The organism is Variovorax sp. RO1 (assembly GCF_002849325.1).
In the GTDB taxonomy this organism is placed as follows: Bacteria; Pseudomonadota; Gammaproteobacteria; order Burkholderiales; family Burkholderiaceae_C; genus Variovorax.
Genome location: NZ_PKMT01000002.1, coordinates 432746 through 459422, shown reverse-complemented (window position 1 = coordinate 459422; position 26677 = coordinate 432746). Strand labels below are relative to the sequence as shown.

27 protein-coding genes are annotated in these 26677 nt (G+C 68.6%); 13 read left to right on the top strand and 14 right to left on the bottom strand.

What is annotated here, in order from left to right; genetic code table 11:
- The first annotated feature begins 153 nt into the window (after positions 1 to 153).
- Positions 154 to 2424, top strand: coding sequence for a heavy metal translocating P-type ATPase (locus CY658_RS13350; RefSeq protein WP_101490674.1), 2271 nt, complete (start codon positions 154 to 156; stop codon positions 2422 to 2424).
- A gap of 12 nt (positions 2425 to 2436) precedes the next feature.
- Here CY658_RS13350 and CY658_RS13345 read toward each other — a convergent pair whose 3' ends face one another.
- Entirely contained in the window at positions 2437 to 2988 is a 552-nt protein-coding gene (locus CY658_RS13345; protein ID WP_101490673.1) for a GNAT family N-acetyltransferase, read from the bottom strand.
- A 74-nt stretch (positions 2989 to 3062) separates the two neighbouring features.
- Here CY658_RS13345 and CY658_RS13340 point away from each other — a divergent pair, with 74 nt between their 5' ends.
- A complete protein-coding gene (locus tag CY658_RS13340; protein WP_101490672.1) occupies positions 3063 to 4133 on the top strand; it encodes a tetratricopeptide repeat-containing glycosyltransferase in 1071 nt (356 codons plus the stop codon).
- Positions 4134 to 4139: 6 nt separating this feature from the next.
- Here the strand turns inward: CY658_RS13340 and CY658_RS13335 are convergent, their stop codons facing one another.
- From CY658_RS13335 to CY658_RS13325, 3 genes are read right to left on the bottom strand one after another with little or no spacing between them, the layout of a single operon-like run.
- Positions 4140 to 5432, bottom strand: a complete 1293-nt coding sequence (locus tag CY658_RS13335; RefSeq protein WP_101490671.1) for a beta-ketoacyl-[acyl-carrier-protein] synthase family protein — start codon at positions 5430 to 5432, stop codon at positions 4140 to 4142.
- A complete protein-coding gene (locus CY658_RS13330) occupies positions 5429 to 5716 on the bottom strand; it encodes a phosphopantetheine-binding protein (RefSeq protein ID WP_101490670.1) in 288 nt (95 codons plus the stop codon). Before CY658_RS13330 ends, CY658_RS13335 begins: the two co-directional genes overlap by 4 nt.
- A 17-nt stretch (positions 5717 to 5733) precedes the next feature.
- On the bottom strand, positions 5734 to 6618 hold the full coding sequence (locus tag CY658_RS13325) for an alpha/beta hydrolase (RefSeq protein ID WP_101490669.1): 885 nt from the start codon (positions 6616 to 6618) through the stop codon (positions 5734 to 5736).
- Between the two features lie 115 nt (positions 6619 to 6733).
- Between CY658_RS13325 and CY658_RS13320 the strand changes: the two genes are divergently transcribed.
- Both CY658_RS13320 and CY658_RS13315 read left to right on the top strand, forming a co-directional pair.
- The gene (locus CY658_RS13320) at positions 6734 to 7423 is read left to right on the top strand and encodes a response regulator transcription factor (RefSeq protein WP_056574813.1); all 690 of its coding nucleotides are present in this window, start codon (positions 6734 to 6736) and stop codon (positions 7421 to 7423) included.
- Between the two features lie 8 nt (positions 7424 to 7431).
- Entirely contained in the window at positions 7432 to 8817 is a 1386-nt protein-coding gene (locus CY658_RS13315) for a sensor histidine kinase (protein WP_257884858.1), read from the top strand.
- Positions 8818 to 8821: 4 nt separating this feature from the next.
- Here the strand turns inward: CY658_RS13315 and CY658_RS13310 are convergent, their stop codons facing one another.
- From CY658_RS13310 to gstA, 10 genes are all read right to left on the bottom strand, one after another.
- A complete protein-coding gene (locus CY658_RS13310; protein ID WP_101490668.1) occupies positions 8822 to 9298 on the bottom strand; it encodes a GNAT family N-acetyltransferase in 477 nt (158 codons plus the stop codon).
- Complete coding sequence (locus tag CY658_RS13305; RefSeq protein WP_101490667.1) at positions 9295 to 9780, bottom strand: RidA family protein; 486 nt, start codon at positions 9778 to 9780, stop codon at positions 9295 to 9297. Before CY658_RS13305 ends, CY658_RS13310 begins: the two co-directional genes overlap by 4 nt.
- Before the next feature lie 81 nt (positions 9781 to 9861).
- Positions 9862 to 10965 carry an alkene reductase gene (locus tag CY658_RS13300; protein WP_101490666.1) on the bottom strand — a complete coding sequence of 368 codons (1104 nt, stop codon included), beginning with the start codon at positions 10963 to 10965 and terminating at the stop codon, positions 9862 to 9864.
- A gap of 105 nt (positions 10966 to 11070) precedes the next feature.
- The gene (locus CY658_RS13295; RefSeq protein ID WP_101490665.1) at positions 11071 to 11880 is read right to left on the bottom strand and encodes a GntR family transcriptional regulator; all 810 of its coding nucleotides are present in this window, start codon (positions 11878 to 11880) and stop codon (positions 11071 to 11073) included.
- Between the two features lie 45 nt (positions 11881 to 11925).
- Positions 11926 to 12918 carry a Bug family tripartite tricarboxylate transporter substrate binding protein gene (locus tag CY658_RS13290; protein ID WP_101490664.1) on the bottom strand — a complete coding sequence of 331 codons (993 nt, stop codon included), beginning with the start codon at positions 12916 to 12918 and terminating at the stop codon, positions 11926 to 11928.
- A complete protein-coding gene (locus tag CY658_RS13285; RefSeq protein ID WP_101490663.1) occupies positions 12915 to 14738 on the bottom strand; it encodes an acyclic terpene utilization AtuA family protein in 1824 nt (607 codons plus the stop codon). The genes CY658_RS13290 and CY658_RS13285 overlap by 4 nt, the downstream gene beginning before the upstream one ends.
- Positions 14735 to 15520, bottom strand: coding sequence for an enoyl-CoA hydratase/isomerase family protein (locus tag CY658_RS13280; protein WP_101490662.1), 786 nt, complete (start codon positions 15518 to 15520; stop codon positions 14735 to 14737). The genes CY658_RS13285 and CY658_RS13280 overlap by 4 nt, the downstream gene beginning before the upstream one ends.
- A 16-nt stretch (positions 15521 to 15536) precedes the next feature.
- Positions 15537 to 16364: an enoyl-CoA hydratase/isomerase family protein gene (locus tag CY658_RS13275; protein WP_101490661.1), complete on the bottom strand. Its 828-nt coding sequence runs from the start codon at positions 16362 to 16364 to the stop codon at positions 15537 to 15539.
- Positions 16364 to 17617: a CaiB/BaiF CoA transferase family protein gene (locus CY658_RS13270; protein ID WP_101490660.1), complete on the bottom strand. Its 1254-nt coding sequence runs from the start codon at positions 17615 to 17617 to the stop codon at positions 16364 to 16366. The genes CY658_RS13275 and CY658_RS13270 overlap by 1 nt, the downstream gene beginning before the upstream one ends.
- Before the next feature lie 114 nt (positions 17618 to 17731).
- Complete coding sequence (gstA, locus tag CY658_RS13265; protein WP_101490659.1) at positions 17732 to 18340, bottom strand: glutathione transferase GstA; 609 nt, start codon at positions 18338 to 18340, stop codon at positions 17732 to 17734.
- A 190-nt stretch (positions 18341 to 18530) separates the two neighbouring features.
- On the opposite strand from gstA, the gene CY658_RS13260 reads away from it, so the two are divergent.
- From CY658_RS13260 to CY658_RS13220, 9 genes are all read left to right on the top strand, one after another.
- A complete protein-coding gene (locus CY658_RS13260) occupies positions 18531 to 18716 on the top strand; it encodes a DUF1328 family protein (RefSeq protein ID WP_101490658.1) in 186 nt (61 codons plus the stop codon).
- The gene (locus tag CY658_RS13255; protein WP_374221107.1) at positions 18713 to 19621 is read left to right on the top strand and encodes a transglutaminase-like domain-containing protein; all 909 of its coding nucleotides are present in this window, start codon (positions 18713 to 18715) and stop codon (positions 19619 to 19621) included. Before CY658_RS13260 ends, CY658_RS13255 begins: the two co-directional genes overlap by 4 nt.
- A 176-nt stretch (positions 19622 to 19797) precedes the next feature.
- Positions 19798 to 21774 carry a tRNA uridine-5-carboxymethylaminomethyl(34) synthesis enzyme MnmG gene (gene mnmG / locus CY658_RS13250; protein WP_101490656.1) on the top strand — a complete coding sequence of 659 codons (1977 nt, stop codon included), beginning with the start codon at positions 19798 to 19800 and terminating at the stop codon, positions 21772 to 21774.
- Positions 21771 to 22415 (top strand): 16S rRNA (guanine(527)-N(7))-methyltransferase RsmG, encoded by a 645-nt coding sequence (rsmG, locus tag CY658_RS13245; protein ID WP_101490655.1) that lies wholly within the window; start codon positions 21771 to 21773, stop codon positions 22413 to 22415. Before mnmG ends, rsmG begins: the two co-directional genes overlap by 4 nt.
- Positions 22416 to 22529: 114 nt before the next feature.
- A complete protein-coding gene (locus tag CY658_RS13240) occupies positions 22530 to 23144 on the top strand; it encodes a LysE family transporter (protein WP_099794289.1) in 615 nt (204 codons plus the stop codon).
- A 29-nt stretch (positions 23145 to 23173) separates the two neighbouring features.
- A complete protein-coding gene (locus tag CY658_RS13235) occupies positions 23174 to 24097 on the top strand; it encodes a ParA family protein (RefSeq protein ID WP_101490654.1) in 924 nt (307 codons plus the stop codon).
- Between the two features lie 48 nt (positions 24098 to 24145).
- On the top strand, positions 24146 to 24691 hold the full coding sequence (locus tag CY658_RS13230; protein WP_101490653.1) for an RBBP9/YdeN family alpha/beta hydrolase: 546 nt from the start codon (positions 24146 to 24148) through the stop codon (positions 24689 to 24691).
- A complete protein-coding gene (locus CY658_RS13225; protein WP_101490652.1) occupies positions 24691 to 25644 on the top strand; it encodes a ParB/RepB/Spo0J family partition protein in 954 nt (317 codons plus the stop codon). Before CY658_RS13230 ends, CY658_RS13225 begins: the two co-directional genes overlap by 1 nt.
- A gap of 124 nt (positions 25645 to 25768) precedes the next feature.
- A complete protein-coding gene (locus CY658_RS13220) occupies positions 25769 to 26668 on the top strand; it encodes a CsgG/HfaB family protein (RefSeq protein ID WP_101490651.1) in 900 nt (299 codons plus the stop codon).
- Positions 26669 to 26677: the final 9 nt, after the last annotated feature.

Here is a 26677-nt window from a genome sequence, read left to right as displayed (position 1 = left end):
AGGAATGGATGATTGAATGAAGGGTGGAAGGATTGAACACCCGAATCGGGGACAACGCCAGTTTCAACCCTCTCACGATGTCAACGTCCAGCCAAGGGCTTTGAAAAATTGCCACTTGACCTTGCCATGGTGTCAGGCTTTAGCCTCGGCACCATGGAACACATTCAGCCCCAACCTTCCGCAGCCGCCGCCACGCTGGACCTCTCGGTCGGCGGCATGACCTGCGCCTCGTGCGTGATGCGCGTGGAACGCGCGCTCAAGAACGTGCCCGGCGTGCAGGACGTGAGCGTCAACCTCGCGACCGAGTCGGCCCGCATCGTGGCGACCGGCGGCGAGGACATGGCCTTGCTGCTGCGCCGCGCCGTGCGCGCCGCCGGCTACGAGCCGCGTGCCGAAAGCACCGCACAGGACGAGGCTGCGGCGATGTCGCCCTGGCACGGCTTCATGCCCGTCGCCGTCGGCCTGGCGCTGTCGATCCCGTTGATGGCGCCGATGCTCGGCGACCTGATCGGCCAGAGCTGGATGCTGCCGCCCTGGGTGCAGCTGCTGCTCGCGACGCCGGTGCAGTTCTGGCTCGGTGCACGTTTTTATCGCGCGGGCTGGCATGCGGCCAAGGCCCGCACCGGCAACATGGACCTGCTGGTCGCGCTGGGCACCAGCGCGGCCTTCGGCCTGTCGCTGTGGCTGTGGTGGCGCGCCGCCACTGGCGAGCATGCGGGGCACGGCATGGTGCCGCACCTGTACTTCGAAGCTTCGGCGGTGGTGATCACGCTCGTGCTGCTGGGCAAATGGCTCGAGGCGCGGGCCAAGCGCCAGGCCACCTCGGCGATCCGCGCGCTGCAGCAGCTGCGGCCCGAAGTGGCGCACCTGATCAACGCACGCGGCAAGGAAAGCGACGTGCCGCTGGCCGACGTGATGGTCGGCGACCGCCTCGCCGTGCGTCCCGGCGAACGTGTGCCGGCCGATGCGCGCGTGCTCGAAGGGCAGTCCGAGGTGGACGAATCGATGCTCACCGGCGAACCGCTGCCGGTGGCCAAGAACCCGGGCGACGCACTGACCGGCGGCGCAGTGAATGGCGACGGTCGCATGGTCATCGAAGTGCGCGCGGTCGGCGCCGAGAGCGTGCTGGCACGCATCATCCGGCTGGTCGAAGACGCGCAGGCCGCCAAGGCGCCGATCCAGCGCATGGTCGACCAGGTGGCGGCCGTGTTCGTGCCGGTCGTGCTGCTGATCGCGCTCGTCACCTTCGCGGGCTGGATGGTCGCGGGTGCCGGCGTCGAGACCGCGCTGATCCATGCGGTGGCGGTGCTGGTGATTGCCTGTCCGTGTGCGCTGGGCCTCGCGACACCGGTGGCGGTGATGGCGGGCACCGGCGTGGCCGCGAAGCACGGCATCCTCATCAAGGACGCACGCGCTTTGGAAATTGCACACCGCGTCGACACCGTGGCCTTCGACAAGACCGGCACGCTGACCGTGGGCCGCCCCGTGCTCACGGCGCTGCTGCCCGCGGCCGGTGCGCTGGCCAACGAAAACGACCTGCTCGCCACGGCCGCCAGCTTGCAAGGCGGCAGCGAGCATCCGCTCGCCCGTGCCGTGCTGACCGCCGCTGCTGAACGCGGCGTGCAGGCACCGTCGCTCGGTGCGATGCAGGCGATGCCGGGCCGCGGCGTGCGCGGTGAAGTGAACGGCGCGACCTGGGCCATCGCGAGCCTGCGCTGGTGCCGTGAACTCGATGCGATGCCGGCCGAAGCCGACATCGAACGCCTGCAGTCGCAAGGCGCCACGGTCTCCGCATTGCTGCGCTTCGACGATGCCGGTTCCGCGCATGTGCAGGCGCTGCTGGCCTTCGCCGACGAGCCGAAGCCGCAGGCTGCCGAAGCGATCCGCACCTTGCGTGGCCGCGGCCTTCGCGTGGTGATGATCTCGGGCGACAACCTGCGCGCGGCACAGGCGATGGCAGCGCGGCTCGGTATTCCCGCCGAAGACGTGCGCGCCGACGTGCTGCCCGCCGACAAGGCCGAGCAGGTGAGCGCGCTGCGCAAGAACGGCCACGTCGTCGCGATGGTCGGCGACGGCGCCAACGATGCGCCCGCACTGGCCGCGGCCGACGTGGGCATCGCGATGGCGCCTTCGGGCGGCGGCACCGACGTGGCGATGGAAGCGGCCGGCATCACGCTGATGCGCGGCGACCTCGCGCTCGTGGCTGAAGCGCTCGAACTCTCGGGCCGCACGGTGGCAAAGATCCGGCAGAACCTGTTCTGGGCCTTTGCCTACAACGTGGCCGGCATTCCGCTCGCGGCTTTCGGTTTGTTGAGCCCGGTGGTGGCCGGCGCGGCGATGGCGCTGTCGAGCGTGAGCGTGATGGCCAATGCGCTGTTGCTGCGGCGCTGGAGGCCCAAGCACCAGCAGCAACAACAACACTGACCGAACACTGGATCAGTCGAACAGCAGCGCCATCAGGTGCTCGTCGATGAAGTCCGCTTCACCGGCCCGGCGGTAGAACTGGCGCAGCGTGCCTTCTTGCACGAAGCCCAGCCGGGCATAGAAACGAAGGGCCGTGGCGTTGTCGCTCTCGGCCATCAGCTCGACGCGGCGAACGCCTTCGGTCTTCAGCCGCGCGAGCACGTCGGTCACCATGGTTTGCGCGACGCCGCGGCCATGCAGACTCGGGTCGACCGCGAGCGTGCCCAGGCTCGCCACATGCTGCGCACGGCCCGGATAGCGCGTCACGCGATAGAAGCCGGCGACCTGGCCATCGACCTCGAAGATGAAGAAAGCACCGCTGTCGAGCAGGCCCTGGAAGATCGGGCGAAAGTCGTCGCGCGGCATCGGGTCGTAGCCCAGGTAGGGCACGACCCGCTCGTGCATGTAGAGATCGAAGACGGCGTCGAAATCGGAAGCAGTGGCAAGGCGGTGCATGGTGCGTGGGGGTCCTATGTTCTCTTTTGTTCTTCTCTGTGACCTGGCGAGGAGGAGGCGTTGGAGCATAGCAAGGCGTGGCTATAGTCGTCAGCGCTGTCACGCACTCCTGTCTCTGTTTTTCTCGCACTGAAGTCCTCGCTATGCCGCGCATTTGTCTCAACATGATCGTCAAGAACGAAGCGCCCGTGATCACGCGCTGCCTGGCTTCGGTGAAGCCATGGATCGACCACTGGGTGATCGTCGACACCGGTTCGACCGATGGCACGCAAGACCTGGTCCGCGAGTTCATGAGCGACCTGCCCGGTGAGCTGCACGAGCGGCCGTGGGTCGACTTTGCGTCCAACCGCAACGAGGCGCTCGAGCTGGCGCGCGCGCAGGGCGATCTGCTGCTGTTCATCGACGCCGACGAAACGCTGGTGGTGCCCGAAGGCTTCGCCTGGCCGCCGATGGAAGGCGATGGCTACCAGCTGCAGTGCGACAGCGATGGCTTGCATTTCTTTCGCAACACGCTGGTCGCGACGCATCTGCCGTGGCGTTGGGAAGGCGTGCTGCACGAGCACCTGAGCTGTGATGCGCCGCACACCTGGGCGCATCTGATGGCACCGTCGATCCAGGTGTCGCGCGATGGCGCGCGTGCACGCAGCGTCGACACCTGCCTGCGCGACATCGAGGTGCTGGAGCGTGCGTTGCACGACGAACCCGATCACACGCGCTACCGCTTCTACCTGGCGCAGAGCTGCCGCGATGCGGGCCTGCTCGCCGAAGGCCGCGCGCACTACGCGACGCGCGCAACGATGGGTGGATGGGACGAAGAGGTGTGGTTCTCGCTGTTCCAGGTGGCGGCACTCGACGAGCAGCTCGGCGCCGATGCCGCGCAGGTGCGCGAGGGCTACCTCAAGGCGTACCAGATGCGACCGACACGCGCGGAACCGTTGTGTGCGCTGGCACGTTTCCATCGGCTGCGCGACGAGTTGGCGCTCGCGCATCTCTACGCGCAGCAGGCGGCGGCCATTGCTTACCCGTCGGATGCGCTGTATCTCGATGCGGCCGTGTACGCCTGGCGTGCGCTCGACGAACTCGTGGTGAGCGCCTATTACGCGAACGCCCCCGACCAAGGTCGGGAAGCGCTGCGGCGTCTGCTCGCGGAACGGAAGTTTCCCGATTCGGAGCAGGCGCGCATCGAAGGCAACCGAACGTCGTACGGACTCTGAGGGGAGTCAGCGATCGGCAGCGCGCCGGCTCGCCACGATCACTGCGTTGGTGCCGCCGAAGGCGAAGGAATTCGACAGCACATGGCGCAGCCCCCGTGCCTCGCGTGCCGTGCCGCGCACGAAGTCCACGTTGTTGAATGCGGCATCGGGCGTGTGCAGGTGCGCGATGGGCGGCAAGGTCTCGCGTGCCAGCGCACGCAGCGCGGCCACGAGTTCGATGGCGCCACCACCGCCGAGCACATGGCCGTGGATCGCCTTGGTGGCGGTGACCGGTGCGGCGTCGCCGAACAGTTCACCGATCGATGCGGCTTCAGCAGCATCACCCGCGGTCGTGGCCGTGCCATGGGCGTTGATGTGGCCGATGTCTGACGGAGTGAGCCCGGCGTCGCGCAGCGCGGCACGCATCGCGCGCACCTGACCGGCCGGATCGGGATTCGTGATGTGCGTGCCGTCGCAATTGCTCGCGTAGCCGCTGAGCACGAAGGGTTGCGCGCCGGCGCCGCGGGCCCGTGCATGCGCCTCCGATTCGAGCACCAGCGCCGCCGAGCCTTCGCCGATGGCAAAGCCCGCGCGGTCGGCCGAGAACGGACGGCAGGCGGACGCGGGTGCATCGGCTGGTGGCGGCGCCATCACGCGCATCGCGTGCCAGCTGGCCATCACGCCGGGCGTGAGCATCGCGTCGTGGCCGCCGACGATGGCGATGTCGATCCAGCCGCCGCGGATGGCGCGCATGGCTTCGCCGATGGCCACCGCGGACGAGGCACAGGCGCACGCATAGGCCAACGCCGCACCACGCGCGCCGAAGTGCAGCGCCAGTTCGGCGACTGCGGCATTGGGCATCACGGTGAGCACGGTGGTGGGGCGCATGCGGCGCTGCTCGCCATAGAGCGCGCGCGTGGTGGCGTCGAAGGTGCCGGCGCCGGCCAGGCCGCTGCCCCAGAAGACGCCGAGGCGGTCGCGGTCGATCATGTCGAGGTCGAGCCCGGCGTCGGCTGCAGCATCCTGTGCAGCGGCCAATGCCATCGCGGTGCCGCGATCCAGCGGCAGGCGCGAGGCGCTGCGCACGCCGCCCGCGTCGAAGTCGCAGGTGGCGGCGGCGATCGCCATCGGGTCCATGCCCGGGATCTCGAGCGTCTGAGCGCGCACGGCAGAACGGCCGGCGAACAGCGCGTCGTCGAAGGCTTCGATGCAGCGTCCGAGTGGCGTGACAAAACCGAGGCCGCTCACGTGCACGGGTGCGGCGGCGGTGTGCGCGGTCGAGGCGGCCGCGAGCACGGCATGGGCGGCGCCGCTGCTCATGCCGTGGCTGCCATCGGCTCGTTGCGTGCGGCAGCTGCTTCACCTTCGGCATCGATCACCTCGCACAGCCGCTGCAGCGTGATGCCCGCTTCGCGCGGGTCGAGCCGGTCTTCGGGAATGCGCAGGTGGAAGGCGTCTTCGACCGCGAAGACGAACTCCATGAGCGCCAGCGAATCGAGGCCGAGGTCTGACAGCGCGGTGGCGGGCGCGATGTTGGCGCGCGCGACGCGGAAGTCGGTCTCGAGGATGGTGGCGATGCTGTTGAAGGTGGGAGAGGAAGACATGAGGGGGTTCCTTTCTTTCAGGCGTGGAGAACGGAAAGTCCGCGGGTGCGGACCACGGGTTCGGGCACCGGGCCGTGGGCCACGGTTTCGGCGAAGGCGAGGGTCTCGCGCACCACCTGCTGGCGGTCGTTGTCGATGGAGATCATGTGGTAGCTGTTGTTCAACACCACGGTGCGCAGCGAGGCGCAGCGCAACCCGCGCACGAGCAGGTCGAGGTTCGACAGGCTGGCCACCTCGTCTTCGCGCGCATGCAGCGCGAGCACCTGCTCGCACCGCACTTCATGCAGCCGGCGTCGCACATGGCGAATGAGCCGGTCATGCTCGCGCAGATGGCCCACGCCGATCACCGCGCTGCCGGCGCGCGAGACCTGGCGATGGCGCAGCTCGCGTTCGATCCAGGTGCGCACGCGTTCGTTCTTCACGCCGTAGGGCGGACGCTCGCGGTACTGCCAGAAGCGGCCCAGCGGTGTGTAGAAGGCCAGCGGCAGCAGAAAGCGCGTGCGCGGCACGGCCCAGCCGTCAAAGCGCAGCGTGGTCGACATGAGCACCAGCGCATCCACCTCGCGCCCGCAACGGATCGCGCCGCCCAGCGCCAGCGACGCACCCGCGGAGATGCCGACCAGCATCACGCGGTCGTACGTGCGCCGCAGCGCCTTCACGTGCGCTTCGAGCGTGTCGAGCCATCGTTCGAAAGGCACGGCCTGCTGCAGCGGCGCGGCGGCGTCGAACGAGTAGCCCGCGATGCACAGCGGCTGCACCGCATACCCGTGGCGCTGCAAGGTCGATTGCACGGTCAGCAGCTCGTCAGGCGTGCTGCATAAACCATGGAGCAGAACCACCGCGGTGCGCTGCACGGCGGGGGACACCAGGCTCAAGGGATCGGAGGGATCGCGTGCACTCATCGGAACGTGTGTCGTATGCTCATGTCGCGTTTATCGCGGTGAGCGACTGACCGGCCGCTGACGCGTCCATCGCCAGGGCAGACCCACAAATCCACCCACCACTCATTCACTCACCATGCGAATCCTGCTTGTGGAAGATGACACCGTGCTGCGCGACGTGATGCTGCGCAGCCTCGCCGACGCGGGTCACCGGGTCGACGTGTCGACCAACGTCGAGGACGCCGACCACCTGTGGCGCGTGCAGCCCTTCGATGCCGTGCTGCTCGACCTCAACCTGCCCGCCACCGCCAGCCCCACCAGCGGCCTGGCGAGCGGCCTCACTGCGCTGCGACAGGCGCGTGCGCGTGGCGACCGCACACCGGTGCTGGTGCTCACGGCGCGCGGGCGCACCGAAGAGCGCATCGCCGGGCTCGATGCGGGCGCCGACGACTACCTGGGCAAGCCCTTCGATCTCGCCGAGGTCGAAGCGCGGCTGCGTGCGCTGGTGCGGCGCGCCAAGGGCACCGAAGACATCGTGGTGCTCGGCCAGCTCAAGCTCGACCGCAAGGCGCGGCGCTTCGCGGTCGCGAACGCGCCGCTCGATTTGCCGGCGCGTGAGTTCGAAGTTCTGTGGGAGCTCATGAGCCCGCCGGGCCGCACGGTGAGCAAGCGGGCGCTGTCGGACAAGCTTTCAGGTTTCGACGAATCGCTCGGCGACAACGCGCTCGAGGCCTTCATCTCGCGCCTGCGCAAGAAACTGCTCGGCTCGGGCGCGGGCATTCGCACCTTGCGCGGCATCGGCTACCTGCTCGAAGCCGAGGTGTGAGGCCGCCTGTGAGCGAGGCAACGCCAACGACCGTACGCATCGCACCATCGCTCACGCGGCGCGTGCTGCGCAACGTGCTGGTGCCGCTGGCGCTGACCTGGATGGCGGGCGCGGTGATTGCGCTCGTCATCGCCAACTACTTCTCCGAACAGGCCTTCGACCGCGGCATGCTCGACGACGCCTATGCGCTGTCGGCCAACGTGCAGGCCGGCGAGCGCGGCATCGAGCTGCTGCTGACGCCGCGCGAAGTGGCGACCGTGCTGTTCGACCAGACCGACAAGGTTTACTTCTCGGTGCAGCGGCTCGACGGCACGCCGATCTCGGGCAAGTCCGACCTGCAGGCGCCGCTGCCGGGCGAAGGCTCGCGCTACCGCTTTTCCGACATCGACTACGACGGGCACGTGCTGCGTGCCGTCGTGCTCGATCACGACGCCGAGCCCGGCCTGCACATGCCCTACCGCGTGATCGTGGCGCAGACCACGCTGAGCCGCGCGGCGCTCGTTCAGCGGTTGTTGTTCTATGCCATGGCGCCACAGGTGCTGCTGCTGGTGTTGCTGGCCGTGTGGCTCTGGCATGGCATCCGACGCGATCTGCGTCCGCTCGGCGAGCTGCAGCGCGCACTCGACACCCGCGATGTGCGCGACCTCTCGCCGGTGGCCGTGGCGCAGACGTCGAAAGAACTGCAGCGCCTGGGCGATGCAGTGAACGCGCTGTTCGACCGCCTGCGCTACAGCGTGCGCGCGCAGCGCGAGTTCGTCGGCAACGTCGCGCACGAGCTGCGCACGCCGCTCGCCGGCATCCGCGCACTCGCCGAGTACGGGCTCGCGCAACACGACACCGCGGTGTGGCGCGAACAGCTCACGCGCGTGTCCGAGCGGCAGGCGCGCGCGAGCCACCTCATCGACCAACTGCTGGCACTGGCGCTGGCCGACGAGGCACGCACCGACCTGCAGCGCACGCCGGTGTCGCTCGACATGCTGGCCGAGCAGACCGTGCTGCGCCACCTGGCGCGCGCCGATGCACGCGGCGTGGACCTGGGTGCACGCGGCCTTGACGACGGCGTGACGGTGCTTGCGAACGAAGCGTTGGTGGAGGGCATCCTCGACAACCTCATCGACAACGCGCTGCGCTATGGCGGACGCACGATCACCGTCGAACTCGCGGGCCGCACGCTGAGCGTGATCGACGACGGACCCGGCATTCCGATCGAAGCGCAGCGTGATCTGATGCAACGCTGGGCGCAAGGGCCCGCGGGCCAGAAGCTGGGGCAGGGCGCGGGCCTGGGGCTGTCGATCGTGGCGCGCTACGCCGAGCTGCTGGGGGCGGAGTTGCGGCTCGAAGCGGCGGAGCCGACGGGGCTGCGCGTGAGCGTGACCTTCGGGGACGACGCCTGACCGCTCACGCGTTCGTCAATGGCTTGCGCAGATAAACGCGCGTTCGGCCGTCGAGCGTTTCGCGCCGGTATGCGACGTAGCCAATGCGCTGGTAGAGCGCGAGGTTCTCGGTCATCTTCTCGTTCGTGAACAGGTAGATCGATGCATGGCCCTGGCGCGATGCCTCGCGTTCGGCCAGCTCGAGCAACGCGCGGCCCGCGCCGCTGCCCTGGTGATCGGGGTGGACCGCGATCACGTCGATGAGGAAGCCTTCGTCGGTGGCGTCGAGCAGCAGTGCCGCACCGATCTGTTGCGCCGGCCGCTCAGCCACCCAGACCTGCAGGTGCGCGATGGCCTCGGCGTAGTCGCGTGTCATCGGCCGCGGCGTGAGGCCCAGGCGCGGGATGTAGGTGCGGAAGGCCTCGACGGCGCACGCGGTGACGGTCGCCACGTCGGCGGCGTTCGCGCGGCGCAGATGCCAGGGCGCGGCTTCGACGCTCATGCGTCGAACTCGACTTCGCCCTCGATCTCCACCGGGATGCCGAAGGGCAGCTCGGCCATGCCGACGGCGCTGCGCGCATGGGCGCCGATATCGGGGCCGAAGAGTTCGAGGATGAGGTCCGAGAAGCCGTTGATGACCGCCGGCTGTTTGTCGAAGCCGGGCGCCGAGCCGACCATGCCGAACACACGCGTCCAGGCCGTGATGCGGTCGAGATCCCCGAGCGCGCGCTGCAGGCTGCCGAGCATCGCCAATGCCGTGAGGCAGGCCGATGCGTAGCCTTGCTCGACCGTCACTTCGCGCCCCAGCTTACCGAGCGGTGCGGCAATGGTGCCGTCGGCGTTGAGCGGGCCGTGGCCCGAGATGATGGCGCGGCGGCCGATGAGGCGCACGAACTGGAAAGGCAGCACAACGCCCGGGGGTGGCGTGACCGTTGGAGGCAGCACGAGGCCGAGTGCTGCGAGTCGTTGTTCGATGCGGGCCATGGCGTTGCGCTCCTGCAGACGGACGTTGATGAAGAAGAGGTCCGCTGCATCTTGCCATGGCCCTCAGGGGCCGTCTTGGGCTCAGCCCAGCGCCGGATAGTCCGTATACCCCTTCACCCCACCCCCATACATCGTCGCCTTGTCCAGTTCATTCAACGGCGCGTTCTCACGCAGCCGGCGAACCAGGTCAGGGTTCGAGATGAAGGGCTTGCCGAAGGCGACAAGGTCGTCGCCTTCCTTCAGTGCTTCTTCGGCCAGGGGGCGGTCGTAGCCGTTGTTGACCATCCAGGCGGCCTTGCCGCCGGCGGCGCGGTAGGCGGCCTTGAGGGCTTCGTAGTCGAAGGGGCGGTCGGCGATTTCGCGCGGGCCGCCGGTGGCGCCTTCGATGATGTGGATGTAGGCCAGGTTCAGCGGTGCGAGCTGTTTCACGACGTAGGTGAACAGCGGCTGCGGGTCGCTGTCGTGCGCGTCGTTGGCGGGCGTGACGGGCGACAGGCGGATGCCGGTCTTGCCACCACCGACGGCGTCGACCACGGCGCGCGTGGATTCGAGCAGCAGGCGCGCGCGGTTCTCGATGGAACCGCCGTAGTCGTCGGTGCGCTTGTTGCTGCCGTCCTTCAGGAACTGGTCGAGCAGGTAGCCGTTGGCGCCGTGCAGTTCGACGCCGTCGAAGCCCGCGGTCTCGACGGCGTTGCGTGCGGCGGCTGCAAAGGCGTGGACGATGCCGGGCAGCTCGGCCGCGTCGAGCGCGCGCGGCTCCGAGGTTTCGACAAAAGTCGGCACGCCGTCCTTGATGAGCACGGTCTTGGTCTTGGCGGTGATGGCCGAGGGCGCGACGGGCTTGCCGCCACCGGGTTGCAGTTCGGTGTGCGAGACGCGACCCACGTGCCACAGCTGCACGACGATCTTGCCGCCTTGGGCGTGCACGGCATCGGTCACGTGCTTCCAGGCGTCGAGCTGTTCGGTGCCGTAGAGGCCGGGCACGTCGGCGTAGCCCTGGCCCTGGTGGCTGATGGCGGTGGCTTCGGTGATGAGCAGGCCGGCACTGGCGCGCTGGGCGTAGTAGGTGGCGGCGATGTCGGGCGGGATCGCATTGGGCGAGCGGTTGCGCGTGAGCGGCGCCATCACGATGCGATTGGCGAGCTGGAGGTCGCCGGCCTGGACGGGGTCGAAAAGGGTGGACATCGCGGATTGAGGGGGCAGAGTTGAAACAGGCCCGAGGCTAAGCCGCCCGCCTCAACCCTGCTGTCGCACGGTTGTCCCGATTGGTGCTAGGGACGGCAAGTCAGCTCAGGGCAGCGCCAGGGCCTCGGGGATCAGCGACGCCCCGGCGTTGGCCCAGGTGGCGAAGGGCATCTCGATGTCGGACACGAAGCGGTCGCCCCGGTACCAGAAGCGTCCCGCGAGCGCGATGCGGCCCTGGGTGTCGAACACGCGCCGCTCCATGTGCGCGATGGGGGTGGCAAAGGAGCAGTGCAGGTATTGCGCGAGCAGCAGGTCGGCCGGCGCCACGGTGAGCGTCTGCTGCACCTTGTGCATGCGCTCGGCGGCGTGCTGTTCGAGCAGGTGGGCGATCTTGTGGTGCTGTTCGCTGTCGGGCGGAAAGAGCGCGTGGATCTCCGACGCCACATGGATCTCGACGAGGCAGAAGGGCTCGTCGTCGTGCACGTGGATCTTGCGGATGAAGGCGTAGTCCGGGAAGGTGGCGCTGCCGCGTGCCAGCCCTTCGGGCAGCGGCTGCTGGCGACGCTGCTCGAGGATGTCGAAGCGGATGTTGCGCGCCCGCGGATCGTTGATGGCGTTGCGCAGCAGCGGGTCCGCGCACGCAGCGGGCCGCGCCGCGACGAAGGTGCCGCGGCCGCGCTGGCTGGTGAGCAGGCCTTCGCGCGCGAGGACGCCGTAGGCCTGCCGCACGGTGACGCGCGCGAGCTTGTAGTCGGCCGCGAGCTGCGCCACGGTGGGCAACTGCTGGCCGGGTTGCAGTTCGCCATGGGCGATGCGGTGGCGCAGCACGCTGGCCAACTGCAGGTACTGCGTGACGCCCGCGCCATGGTCGCCCCCCAGGGGCGAAGGAAGAGGGGACGCGGCGGGGAGGTTCATGTCGGGGGCGGTGCGCGGTGCTGTACGGCGTGGCGGGACTGCGCCTCAGGGATTGTCGATGCGCAGCGAGCGGATGAATGGTACCCATCGCGCGCGCTCGGCCCGTCCATAGGCCTCGGCCTGCGCGGGCGTGGTCGGCCCCAGCGGATCAGATGCGCCCTGCGCGAGCCGCGCCTGCACGGCCGGCAACGCCAGCGCCTGGTTGAGTGCGGCATTGAGCCTGGCGAGCACCTCGGGCGGCGTGCCGGCGGGCGCCATCAGCTCGTTCCACGTGTAGGCCTCGTAGTCGCGCAGGCCCTGCTCGGCGAAGGTCGGCAGCGCCGGTGCCATCGGGCTGCGCCTGTCGCCCGAGATCGCGAGCATCTTCAGCTTGCCCTGCTTCGCCAGTGGTGCGGTCGAGATCAGCCCGTCGAACAGCAGCTTCACATGGCCGCCCGAGAGGTCGACCAGCGCAGCGCCGTTGCCCTTGTAGGGCACGTGCAGCAGCTGCACGCCGGCGGCCTTGGCGAAGGCTTCACCGACGACATGGCTGATGGAGCCCGGGCCGCCGGAGCCGTAGCTGACCACGCCGGGCTTGGCTTTCGCGAGCGCGATGAGTTCCTTCAGCGTGCCCGGCATGTCGGCGCTGGCCACCAGCACGAGTGGCGTGCGAGAGACCAGGCCGATGGCGTGCAGGTCTTTCTCTACGTCGAAGGGCAGCGAGCGGTACAGGCCCACGTTCATCACCAGCTGCGAGCTGGTGCCCAGGCCGATGGTGTAGCCGTCGGGCGGGGCCTTGGCGACGGCCTCGGTGCCGATCACGCCACCGCCGCCGCCGCGGTTTTCCACCACCACGCTCTGGCCGAGGCTTTGGGTCATCGCCACCGCGAGCTCGCGCGCGATGGTGTCGTTGCCGCTGCCGGTGCTGAAGGAGACGATGAGGCGGATCGGCCGCGACGGCCAGGCCGGCTGCGCCAGCGCATGCAGCGGCGCGCCGAGCACTGCGGCGCCGCAGCTGCCCAGCACCAGCCTGCGCCGCTGGATGCGCGCGGCGTTCATGGCAGCAGCGCCAGCAGGGCGGTGCTTGCGCGCACCGGCATCGCGAGCAGGATCTGTCCCATGCCCTTGCCGAGCGGGTCGTTGCGCAGCGAGGCCATGCCGCCGCCGCCGAGCGCTTGTTCGCAGACGAAGTTGAAGGCGTCGATGCCGGGCACGTCGTAGCGCGTGACGCGACCCTTCACCAGGTGCGCGAGCCATGCGGCCACGCGGGCCTCGGTGAGCTGCGCGCGCAGCAGCGGCAGCAGCGCGGGGTGGCGCGCAATGATGCCGATGTTGGAGGTGTCGCCCTTGTCGCCGCTGCGGGCCCAGGCCAGGCGGATCAGCGGCACCTCGATGCTGTCGGTGGTGCCGATGTCGGCCACTGTGTCCGCGGAAGCGACTGCCGCACGGGGTGCGCCGTCTCCCGGACCCGCCTGCGTCGGCGGCACCTCGACCGGCGTACCATCGACCGTGACGCGCGGCTGCACGCGCGCCTTGTCGAGCAGGAACGCGTACTGCCGGATCGACGGCGAGACCGACGCGCGCCCGCCGCCCGCGCCCGTGGTGCCCGGCGCCCACGAGGTGCCGGCCGGCGCGATCTCGCGTGCGAACAGTTCCAGGGCCTCCTTGCGCGGGTGCGTCACCGCGAGCCGCAGGATGGCTTCGCGCGTTGGCGTGGCCTGGGCGTGCGGTCCGTAGCAGGACTCGGCACCCAGCACTTCGAGCTGCGTGCCGCTGTAGGGCCCGAGGCCGGCGGCCGCGATCAGCTCGCTGGTGCGCGTGAGGATCGCCTCGCCGGTGCGCCGCGCCTTGGCCACCGCATCGAAGCCCACGATGGTGAGCTGCGCTGCCGTCTTGAAGCCTTCGACGTAGGTGGCGCAGACCTTGTAGGTCGCGGTCGGTGCGCGCCCGCGCGCGCCGCGCACGGCCACGCGGTGTTCGCCGGCCTGTTCGATGCGCACCTGCGTGAAGTCGGCCACCACATCGGGCAGCAGGTAGGTGGCGGGGTCGCCGATCTCGTAGAGCATCTGCTCGCCGACCACCGCGGGCGTGAGCTTGCCGCCGGTGCCCACGGGCTTGGTGACGACGAAGCCGCCGTCGGCGCTGCACTCGACGATGGGGTAGCCGATGTGCGGCCAGTCGGGCACGGTGTCCCAGTCGGTGTGCAGGCCGCCCGTGGCTTGGCAGCCGCATTCGATGATGTGGCCCGCGAGGCTGCCGGCCGCCAGCAGGTCGTGGTCACCGGGCTGCCATTTGAATTCGTGCATCAGCACGCCGAGCGTGACGGCCGAGTCGACACAGCGGCCGGTGATGACCACCTGCGCGCCCGCATCGAGCGCCGCCTGCACGGGCCGCGCACCGAGGTACGCGTTGGCGGTGAGCACGCGCTCGGGCAGGGCCGCGCCGCTCTGCAGTTCGCGCACGGGCGGTTGCGATGCACGCAGCTCGGGCAGCAGCGGCGACACATCGTCGCCGCTCACCACGGCAATCTTCAGCGCGATGCCTTGCTCGGCCGCGAGCGCGGCCAGTGCGTCGGCGCAGCCTTGCGGGTTGACGCCGCCGGCATTGCTCACGACACGGATGCCTTGCGCTACCACGTCCTTGAGCACGGCCTTCATGGCGACCGAGACGAAGTCGGTGGCGTAGCCCAGCTCGGGCTTCTTGAGCCGTGCGCCCGCAAGGATCGACATGGTGAGTTCGGCCAGGTAGTCGAACACCAGGTAGTCGATCTGCCCGCTGGCCACGAGCTGCGGTGCGCCCACGCTGCTGTCGCCCCAGAAGCCGGAGGCGCCGCCGATGCGGACGACGCGGTCTTTGCTGTTTTTTGTGCTGCTGTTCATCGGCCACTCCATTGCGGTTTGCGTTTTTCGCGGAAGGCGAGTTGGCCTTCCGCGGCGTCTTCGGTGAGGGCGAAGAGGGCGATCTGGCTTTCGGTGAAGGCCATCGATTCTTCGAACGCCATGGCCTCGATCTTCTTCATCGTGTACAGGCCGCGGCGAATGGCGGCGGGCGACTTGTCGAGCATGCGGCCGAGCAGCCAGTCGACGCTCTCGTCGACGTCGTCGCTCACGCGGTTGACGAGACCGTGTTCGAGCGCCTGCGCGGCGGTGATCGGCTCGCCGGTGATGCACATCTCGGACAGCACGCGGCGCGGCAGCAGGTCGCCGAGCACGCTGAGCACCTGCGCGGGAAAGAGGCCGACCTTCACCTCGGGCAGGCCGAACACAGCCTGGCTGCTGGCCACGGCCATGTCGCACATGCCCATGAGCCCCATGCCGCCGGCCATGCACGCACCGTTAACGCGCGCGATGAGCGGCACGGTCGATTGCTTCGCCTGGCGGAACAGGTTGGCGAAGCCCTGGTAGGGCTGCGAGTAGTCGAACTTGAAGGCGCTGCCGCTTTGCAGGTCGGCGCCCGCGCAGAAGGCGCGCGTGCCCGCGCCGGTGATGACGACGGCGCGCACGTCGGTGTTGCGGTTGGCACGCGCCAGCGCGTCGGACAGGCCCGCGAGCACGTCCGCGCTGATGGCGTTGCGGCGTGCTTCGCGGTCGATGGTGAGCCACATCACGGCGCCGCGCATTTCCTCGCGCAGTTCGGTGGGGGGCGGGGCGTGGTCGGTCATGCGGTGGGTCCTTGGTTCAAGAGGAAGAGGAGGAAGAGGAAGGCGAGGCGGGCCACTGGAAGCGTGCCGGCCGGCGCTGCGTGAAATCGTCGATGGCCTGGCGGTGGTCGTCGGTCGCGAAGGCGAGGCCTTGCGCCATGGCTTCGAACTCGAACATCGCGTCCATGTCGCTGTCGAAGGTGCGCTGCAGTCCTTGCTTGGTGAGCGCGATGGCGGTGGCGGGGCCGTGGGCCAACGCGGCGGCGATGGCCTGTGCATGCGGCAGCAGCGCATCGGCGGCGACCACTTCATGGACGATGCCCCAGTCCATCGCGGTCTGTGCGTCGAGCTCGCGCGCAGACAGCATCAGCACCTTGGCGCGGTTCAGGCCCACGCTGCGCGCGAGCGTGAAGAGCGCGCCGCAGTCGGGCACGAGGCCGACCTTCATGAACGACATGCAGAAGCGCGCGCTGGGCGCGGCGAGCACGATGTCGGCCGTCAGCGCCAGGCCGAAGCCGCCGCCGTAGGCGCAGCCCTCGACCGCCGCAATGACGGGCTTGTCGCTCTGCATCAGCAGGCGCATGCCGGCTTGTGCGTCCTTCATGCGAAGGCGGCCGGCAGCCGCTTCGAGGCGCTCGATCTCGCGCATGCCCTTGACGTCGCCGCCTGCGCAGAAGTGGCCGCCGCGTCCGGTGAGGACGATTGCACGAACCTGTGGGTTTTCGACGGCATTGCGGATCGCATCGAACATCTGCGCGCGCATCTCGAGGTCGAAGGCGTTGCGGCGTTCGGGCCGGTCGAGCGCGAGGGTGGCGACGTGGCCGTCGATGTCGCAGGCGATGAAAGAAGAAGCGGTGGTGGTCATCAGGATGCGCGCACGGCGCCGTTGTGGATGAGGGCGTCGATGCGCGCGTCGTCGTAGCCCGCTTCGCGCAGCACCTCGCGGCTGTGCTGGCCCAGGCGCGGCGGCGGCGTGGCGGGGCCGGGCGGCGTGCCGGACCATTCGCTGGGGACGGCCATCTGGCGGATGCGGCCGACGTCGGGGTGGTCCATCTCGCTGAAGAAGCCGATGTCCTGCAGGTGCGCGTCGGTGAGCAGCGTGTCGAAGGTGTGCATCGGGAACACCGGGATGTCGGTGCCCGTGAGCAGGGCCTGGCACTCGGCGGTGGTGCGCGTGGCCAGCGCCTCGCCGACCATCGCGTAGAGCGCGTCGATGTGCCGCGTGCGCGCGCGGATGTCGGCAAAGCGCGGGTCGCTGTCGAACAGCGCGGGCTGGCCGATGGCCGCGAGGAAGGCGCGCCACTGCGGGTCGGTGTAGATCAGGCAGCAGACATGGCCGTCGCGCGTCGGGTAGGGCCGGCGTTCGGGCGAGAGCAGGCGCGGGTAGCCGAAGTCGCCCTGCGGCGGCACGAAGGTCTGGTTGTAGAGGTGGTCGCCGAGCACCTGCGGCACCATGGTCTCGAACATCGGCACGTCGATGCGCTGGCCGCGGCCGGTGCGCTCGCGGCCGTAGAGCGCGGCGCTGATCACGCCGAAGGCATACAGGCCGACGGAGCGGTCGGCGATGGTGATGGGCAGGTAGCGCGGCGTGCCGTCGGGGTTGCCCATGGCCATGGCCTGGGGCAGGGCGCAGGCGGCCTGGATGAGGTCGTCGAAGGCGGCGCTTGCGGCATGGCGCCCGCGCTGCGAGAAGCCGAACATGCCGACGTAGAGCAGGCGCGGGTTGAGGGCGGCGAGCGCGTCGTAGCCCAGGCCCAGGCGCTCCATGGCCTGCGGGCGCACGTTGTAGGTGAGCACGTCGGCGTCGCGCACGAGGTCGAGCAGCGCGGCGCGGCCCTCGGGCGACTTCAGGTCGAGCGCGATGCTGCGCTTGTTGCGGTTCATGCCCAGGAACAGCGGGCCCATCTTCTGCTGGCCCTGGGCGCCGATGCCGCGCACCACGTCGCCCTCGGGCGCTTCGACCTTGATCACGTCGGCGCCGAGGTCGCCGAGCATCTGCGTGGCCGAAGGGCCCATGAAGATGGTGGTGATGTCGACGACGCGCACGCCGGTGAGCGGGCCACGTGCACCGGGTGCGCCGGGTTCGTCCGGGCTGGAAGAAGGCGAAGAAGAAGACATCGGCCCCAATCTCTAAAGTTCTATTTATAGAGTTTATGAGGCGAAAGAAAAGCCGCGCAAGGCGGCTTCTGGCTGAATCGATCCGGGTTTTCCCCCGGATCGGTGGGCTTCGGCTTACTTCAGCAGGCCTTCGGCCTTCATTGCTTCCTGAACGGCGGGTCGGGCGGCCACGCGGGCGTGCCAAGCCAGCACGTTGGGGAAGGCCGAAATGTCCACGCCGGTGGGCTTGGTCCAGTTGGTCACGGTGAACAGGTAGCCGTCGGCCACGCTGAAATGCTCGCCCATCAGGTACTGCTTGGCGGCGAGTTCGCTGTCGAGCCATTCGAAGCGGGCCTTGAGCTTGTCCTTGGAGATGGTCTTGGCTTCTTCGGGCATGGCCGGGTTGAACAGCGGGCTGAAGCCCTTGTGCATCTCGGTGCCGATGAAGGTCAGCCACTCCTGCAGGCGGTAGCGCGGCATCGTGCCGTTGGCGGGCGCGAGGTTCTTGGTGGGGGCGAGGTCGGCAATGTATTGCACGATGGCCGGGCCTTCGCGCAGGCGGGTGCCGTCGTCGAGCTCGAGCATCGGCACGTAGCCCAGCGGGTTGATGCCGTAGTAGTCGGTGCCGTCCTGCAGCTTGTGGCTCTTGGTGCTGGCCAGCACGGGCTCGAAGGCGATGCCGGCTTCGTGCAGCGCGATGTGCGGGGAGAGCGAGCAGGCGCCGGGCGAGTAGTACAGCTTCATTCGAAAAAACTCCAATGGATAGAAGGAAAAGATCTGTGTGACCGCAGGGGATGCTAGCGGGTTTGGCTGCGTCGCGTTTTTGTCCTACGGCGGCTTGCGCGCGCCGACTATCGGGCGTGGGGCAGGGCCTTCCTACAGTCCGGACACGGCGGCGCACGCCCGTCGCAACGAAGCAAAGGAGTGGTTCACCATGCTCAAGTACGCGATCATTTTTGCGGTCATCTCGCTCGTGGCGGGTCTGCTGGGCTTCGGCGGCGTGGCGGCCGGTGCGGCGGGCATTGCCAAGCTGCTGTTCGGCCTGTTCCTCGTGCTGGCGGTGCTGTTCGTGGTGCTCGCAGCACTCGGCGTGGGCGCGGTGAAGAAAGTGATCGATTGACCGCCTTGCCCCATGCCATGCACCTGTCGCACATCGGCCTGCGCCTGGCGTACGAGGTCGACGCGCCGGCGCACCTGCGACTGAACATCGAGGCCGCGCGCACGGGCGCGCAGGCGGTGCTGGCCGAGACGCTGACCATCGAGCCGCCCGCGCGGCTGCGGGTGGGCTGCGAGGCCGACAGCGGCAATCGCTTCGTGCGCTTCGACGCCCAACCCGGCCCGCTGACCATCGCCTACCGCGCGACGGTGCGGCGCCCGGTGGTGCATGTGCCGGCGACCTTGCCCGAGGTGCCGGTGAGCCAGCTGCCCGACGCCGTGCTGGGCGACCTGCTGCCCACGCGCTATTGCGAGTCGGACCTGCTGGCACGCTGCGCGCAGCAGCTCTTCGGCGACCTGCCGCCGGGCATCGGCCGGGTGCAGGCGATTGCCGACTGGATCCACGACAGCATCGTCTACGTGCCAGGCAGCAGCGACTCGACCACCACGGCGCGCGAGGTGTTCGTGCAGCGCGCCGGCGTGTGCCGCGACTTCGCGCACCTGGGCATCACCTTCTGCCGCGCGCTCAACATCCCGGCGCGGCTGGTGGTGGGCTATGTGTGGTTCGACGAGCCGCCGCAGGATTTCCACGCCGTGTTCGAAGCCTGGCTCGGCGGGCAGTGGGTGCTGTTCGATCCGACCCGCATGGCGCCCGTCGACCGGCTGGTGCGCGTGGGCACGGGGCGCGACGCGAAGGACGTGGCCTTCTCCACGATCTTCGGCGCCGTGCGCATGACCGACAAGAAGCTCACGGTGCAGGAACTGCAGGACGAACGGGCGGTGCCGCCGCGCACGCCGGCCCCCAGCGGCGAACTGCGAGGCATCGAGAAGCCCGATCCGGTGCCCAAGCCCACGCAAGTGCCCGCTTGACGTGGGTTGTTTGCTATTAAATATATAGCAACTCACGTAATCCCGACGCGGGTTCTGGCCATTTTTGGCATGGCCCCCTAGCTTGTCCACACCGAGGGCATGACAGGGCATCGCCGCTTAAAATTAGTGCCCTTTTTTGCGCCGCGCACGCGTCCTGTGGTGCGCTCCTTTTTCCAATGCTGTACCCCGAAGAATTCGATGTGATCGTCGTCGGCGGTGGCCATGCCGGCACCGAAGCCGCGCTCGCTTCCGCACGCATGGGCGCCAAGACGCTGCTGCTCTCCCACAACATCGAGACGCTGGGGCAGATGAGCTGCAACCCATCGATCGGCGGCATCGGCAAGGGCCACCTCGTGAAAGAGGTCGACGCGCTCGGCGGCGCGATGGCCATTGCCACCGACGAGGCGGGCATCCAGTTCCGCATCCTCAATTCAAGCAAGGGCCCGGCCGTGCGCGCCACGCGTGCGCAGGCCGACCGCGTGCTGTACAAGGCCGCGATCCGCCACCGCCTGGAAAACCAGCCGAACCTGAGCCTGTTCCAGCAGGCGGTCGACGACCTGATGATCGAAGGCGACCGTGTGGTGGGCGCCGTCACGCAAGTGGGCATTTCTTTTCGCGCACGCACCGTGGTGCTGACCGCGGGCACGTTCCTCGACGGCCGCATTCACGTCGGCCTCGACAACTACCAGGCCGGCCGCGCGGGCGACCCGCCGGCGATCAGCCTGTCGGCGCGCCTCAAGGAACTGAAGCTGCCGCAGGGCCGCCTCAAGACCGGCACACCGCCGCGCCTGGATGGCCGCAGCATCGACTTCTCGAAGTGCACCGAACAACCCGGCGACGGCATGCCCGGTGGGGCAGGGCCGATGCCTGTGTTCAGCTTCATGGGCAAGGCCGAGATGCACCCACGGCAGATGCCGTGCTGGGTGACCCACACCAACCAGCGAACGCACGACATCATCCGCTCGGGCTTCGACCGCAGCCCGATGTTCACCGGCAAGATCGACGGCGTCGGTCCGCGCTACTGCCCGAGCGTCGAAGACAAGATCAACCGCTTCGCCGACAAGGACAGCCACCAGATCTTTCTCGAGCCCGAAGGCCTGACGACCAACGAGTACTACCCGAACGGCATTTCGACCAGCCTGCCGTTCGACATCCAGTACCAGCTGGTGCGCTCGATGGCGGGCCTGGAAAACGCCCACATCCTGCGACCGGGCTATGCCATCGAGTACGACTACTTCGATCCGCGCGAGCTCAAGAGCAGCTTCGAGACCCGTGCGATCCGCGGCCTGTTCTTTGCCGGACAGATCAACGGCACCACCGGCTACGAAGAAGCGGCGGCCCAAGGCTTGTTCGCCGGCATCAATGCCGCGCTGCAGTGCCGGGGCGAAGACGCTTGGCTGCCGCGCCGCGACGAGGCCTATCTGGGTGTGCTGGTCGACGACCTGATCACCAAGGGCGTGACCGAGCCGTACCGCATGTTCACCAGCCGCGCCGAGTTCCGGCTGCAGCTGCGCGAGGACAACGCCGACATGCGCCTGACCGAAGCAGGGCGCAAGTTGGGTCTTGTGGACGACGCGCGTTGGGACGCTTTCAGCCGAAAGCGCGACGTTGTTTCACGTGAAACAGAGCGGCTCAAGTCGATCTGGGTGAACCCGCGCAACCTGCCGGCGGCCGAGTCGGCGCGGGTGCTGGGCAAAGCCATCGAGCACGAATACAACCTGGCCGACCTGCTGCGCCGGCCTGATGTGAACTACGCAACCCTGATGTCACTGGACGGCGGCAAGTACGCTGCGAGCACGGCCTTGGGCGAATCGGAGATCGAGCAGATCGAGATCTCGGCCAAGTACTCCGGCTACATCGAACGCCAGCACGACGAAGTGGAGCGCGCCGCCCACTTCGAGAACCTGAAGCTACCGGACGATTTCGACTACGGCCAGGTCAAGGCCTTGAGCTTCGAGGTGCGCCAGAAGCTGGACAAGCACCGGCCTGAAACGCTGGGGCTGGCGTCACGCATCTCGGGCGTCACGCCCGCCGCGATCTCGCTGCTGATGATTCACTTGCGCAAGGGCGGGCACAAGGCATTCGCCCGCGACGCCGCCGATACCGCGACAACCGCCGAAGCTGCTGCCGCCGAGCCGCACACCGCACCATGAGCGCGACGCCTCTCGACACGCTGCGCGCAGGCGCAGCCGCCCTGGGCGTGGCCCTGTCCGACGCGCAGGGCGAACAGCTGCTGGCCTACGGCACGCTGATGCTCAAGTGGAACAAGGTCTACAACCTGACGGCCGTGCGCGACCCGGCCGGTGTCATGACGCACCATCTGCTCGACAGCCTCGCCGCCATCGCACCGCTGCAGCGCGAATGGGCAGGGAAGGGCAAGTTGCTCGACGTGGGTTCGGGTGGCGGCCTGCCGGGCGTGGTGATCGCCATCATGCGGCCCGACATCGAGGTCAGCTGCCTCGACGCGGTCGCCAAGAAGGCTGCCTTCGTCCAACAGGTGGCGGCCGAACTGGAGCTGCCGAACCTGCGCGGCCTGCACGCACGGGTCGAATCGCTGGCTGGCAGCTACGAGGTGATCAGCTCGCGCGCCTTCGCCTCGCTGCCCGATTTCTTCAACGGCTCGGTGCATCTGCTGGCGCCGGGCGGTGTCTGGCTGGCCATGAAGGGCAAGATGCCGACCGACGAACTCGCCGCCTTGCCGGCCGGCGTCGCAGTGTTTCACGTGGAACAATTGACGGTGCCGGGCCTGGACGCCGAGCGCTGCATCGTCTGGGCGCGCAAAGAGGCCGCCTGATTTCGTAAAAGATGCGACGGCGCCGGCAAAAGCCGGTGCCGGAGCAATCTTCCCGGCGCCGGCCTGCCTTAGACTCGAAGCCTCCCCCTGGCTCTCTTTTTCGAGGCAAATCCCATGTTCGGCATCGCTGACTACGGCGCATTCGTCGCCGCCATCGTCCTGTTCCTTCTGATTCCCGGTCCGGGCAATCTGGCGCTGATCACTTCGACCAGCAAAGGCGGGATTCGCGGCGGCCTGGCAGCGACCTTCGGCGTGATCCTGGGAGACCAGGTTCTGATGTGGGCGGCGGTGGCGGGCGTGTCCGCCGTGCTGGCTGCCTACCCGGCCGCCTTCAAGGCCGTGCAGTGGTTGGGCGCCGCCTACCTGGCGTGGCTCGGCCTCAAGATGCTGCTGGCCAAGCCCGGCGCGGCACCGATTTTGAACATCCGCCCGAGCCATTTCCTGCGCCAGGCGCTGACGATCACCTTGCTGAACCCCAAGGCGATCGTGTTCTACATGGCCTTCTTCCCGCTGTTCGTCGATCCGGCGCGGCACCAGGGCCTCATCACTTTCGGCGCCATGGCCGTGACCATCGCCGCGCTGACCTTCCTGTACGGCCTGACCTCGACGCTGCTCACGCACTTCCTGGCCGAGCGCATCCGCGCCAATCCCCGCATCTCGGCCACGCTCGAAAAGCTGGCTGGCACCTTCTTGATCGCCTTCGGCATCAAGCTCGCGATCTCGCGCTGACCGACCCCGACGACCCGCACTGACGACACATGGCCAAGATTTTCTGCATCGCCAACCAGAAGGGCGGCGTCGGCAAGACCACCACCACTGTCAATCTCGCCGCCGGCCTGGCCAAAGTAGGCCAGCGCGTGCTGATGATCGACCTCGATCCCCAGGGCAACGCGACCATGGGCTCGGGCATCGACAAGCGCCAGCTAGAGCTCACGGTGTACGACGTGCTGCTCGAGTCGGCCTCAGTGGCCGAGGCGCGGGTGAAGTCCGACAAGCTCATCGAGGCCGAAGCCAGCTACGACGTGCTGGGCGCCAACCGCGAACTGGCCGGCGCCGAAGTCGAAATGGTGGCGCTCGACCGCCGCGAAAAGCGCCTGCGTACGGCCCTGGCCGCCGTCGGTGCCGAGTACGACTTCGTGCTGATCGACTGCCCGCCGAGCCTGAGCCTGCTGACGCTCAACGGCCTGTGCGCGGCCCACGGCGTGATCGTGCCGATGCAGTGCGAGTACTTCGCGCTCGAAGGGCTGACCGACCTGGTCAACACCATCAAGCAGGTGCACGCCAACCTCAACAAGAACCTGCAGATCATCGGCCTGCTGCGCGTGATGTTCGATCCGCGCATCACGCTGCAGCAGCAGGTGAGCGAGCAGCTCAAGTCCCACTTCGGCGACAAGGTGTTCGACACCGTGATCCCGCGCAATGTGCGGCTCGCCGAAGCACCGAGCTACGGCCTGCCGGGCGTGGTGTTCGATCCGTCCGCCCGCGGCAGCCAGGCCTTCATCGCCTTCGCGGAAGAGCTGGTCGCCAAGATGCCGCCCGCGAGCGCCTTCGCCTCGGGTGCGGTCGCACCGCCGGTCACGCCCGCACCGCGCGTGGTGCCCGACCTGCCGATTCCTGACGATGTGCTGGCCGCTGCGCCTTCTGCTTCTTCCGTCGCCGATACCGACCCAAACCCCGTCTGATGCTCGCCCAACCGGCGGCAGGCGCTATCAAGTTCGTAGCAACCAGTCATGAGTGAACCCCGCATCCTGCTGCTGCCCGGATGGCAGAACAGCGGCCCCGGCCATTGGCAGACCCGCTGGGAGTCGGTCTACGGCGACCGCCGCGTCGACCAGCACGAATGGATGCGCCCGCTGCGCGGCGACTGGTCGATCCGCCTCGAAGAAGAAGTGCTGGCCGCGCCGGGCCCGGTGGTGCTGGCCGCGCACAGCCTCGGCTGCATCCTCACCGCCGCTTGGGCCGCCCATTCGCGCAACACGCACAAGGTGCGCGGCGCGCTGCTGGTGGCGCCCGGCGACCTGGAGCGCGACGACCTGCGCCAACTGATTCCCGGCTGGGCACCCATCGTGCGCCAGCCGCTGCCGTTTCCGGCCGTGCTGATCGCCGCCAACGACGACCCGTACTGCGAAGCCTCGCGCTCGAAGCAGCTGGCCAGCGACTGGGGCGCACGCTTCGTCGATGCCGGCAAGAGCGGCCACTTGAACGCCGAATCCGGCCTGGGCGACTGGCCCGAAGGCCGGCAACTCCTGAACGACCTCTCGAAAGACACGCACTGATGGCGACCAAGAAACCCAAGGGCCTGGGCCGCGGCCTCGAAGCGCTGCTCGGCCCGACGGCCGCACCCTCCGCCGACCATGGCGGCCCGCTCGGCGGCACCTCGGCAGAAGAGGGCGGCGCACCGCAGAACCCCAACACCCTGAAGCTCGACCAGATGGTCGCCGGCGTCTACCAGCCGCGCACCCGCATGGACGAGGGCGCGCTGTACGAGCTGGCCGAGAGCATCAAGGTGCAGGGCATCATGCAGCCGATCCTGGTGCGCCGGCTCGATGCCGAATCCGCCGCGGCCAAGAACGCCGAGTACGAAATCATCGCGGGCGAGCGGCGCTTCCGTGCCGCCCGGCTCGCGGGCCTGGACACCGTGCCGGTGCTGGTGCGCGACGTGCCCAACGAGGCCGCGGCGGCCATGTCGCTCATCGAGAACATTCAGCGCGAAGACCTCAACCCGCTGGAAGAAGCCCAAGGCCTGCAACGCCTCGTCACAGAGTTTGGGCTCACTCACGAGATGGCGGCCCAGGCCGTCGGCCGTTCGCGCAGTGCCGCCAGCAACCTGCTGCGCCTGCTGAACCTCGCCGAGCCCGCACAGCTGATGCTGATGGCCGGCGACATCGACATGGGCCACGCGCGCGCGCTGCTGTCGCTCGACCGCGGCACGCAGATCACCGCCGCCAACCAGATCGCCGCCAAGAAGATGTCGGTGCGCGAAGCCGAGGCGCTGGTGAAGAAGCTCGCGGCCGAGTTCACGCTCACGCCCTCGCGGCGCGGCAATGCCGGCGAGAAATCGCGCGACCTGCAGCGCGTCGAAGAAGAGCTGGCCGACCTGCTGACGGCCGAGGTCGAGGTGCGCATCAAGAAGCGCACGAAGCGCGGCGAAAGCGGCGAGCTGGCGATCCACTTCGGCTCCATCGAAGCACTCAACGGACTCATCGAGCGCATCCGCCGAACGGCCTAGTTGTGAACGCGGGCCCCTGCGTTCGTTTGGTTGATTGATTCCTGCAATCCTTTCCGCGTATCCTCGATCGCGGTTTTTCTTCCAGTTTTGCAAGACCACCACCATCGAACCGAGGGAGCCCTCCATGCCGTTCTTCGTCACCAAGTTTCCGTTCGCCGCGGTCGCCGTCGGCGCGCTGCTGCTCACGGGCTGCGCCACCACCGACATGCAGATGGGCAGCCAATCGGCCAAGACCACGGCCACGGGCAGCGCCGCCGGCGGTGCCACGGCGGGCGCGAGCAGCCAGCTCGAGCGCTGCGAATCGCCGTTGGGCACCGTGTCGCTGGTCGAGAACGTCAACGCCGGCTGGTACACCATCCTCACGGGCGAGTACCGCCTGCCGCCTACTGCAAATCTGTTGCGTTTGCTGGTGCAGCAGTCGAACTGCTTCATCGTGGTCGAACGCGGCGCAGCCGGCATGAACGCGATGACGCGTGAACGCGCGCTGCAGCAATCGGGCGAGATGCGCGGCGGCAGCAACTTCGGCCGCGGCCAGATGGTGGCCTCCGACTACGGCCTGTCGCCCGAGATCGTGTTCAGCAACAGCGATGCCGGCGGCATCGGCGGCGCGCTCGGCGGCCTCGTGGGTGGTGGCCGTGGCCGCGCCATCGCGGCCGTCGGCGGCAGCATGCAGACCAAGGAAGCCAGCGCGCTGCTGACGCTCATCGACAACCGCTCGGGCGTGCAGGTCGCAGCAGCCGAGGGCAGTGCTTCCAAGACCGACTTCGGCGCCTTCGGTGGCCTGGCCGGTCGCAGCGGCGCCGGTGGCCTCGGCGGCTACACGAACACCGCGCAGGGCAAGGTGATTGCCGCGGCCTTCATGGACGCCTTCAACCAGATGGTCCGTTCGCTGCGCAACTACAAGGCGCAGACGGTGCGCGGGCAGGGCCTCGGCGGCGGTGGCCGCTTGGGCGTGGACGGCGGTGCCGCTCCGTCGCAGACCTACGTGCCGCCGGAGCCGGCACCGGCGCGCCGCCGCAGGTAAGAAACTGTC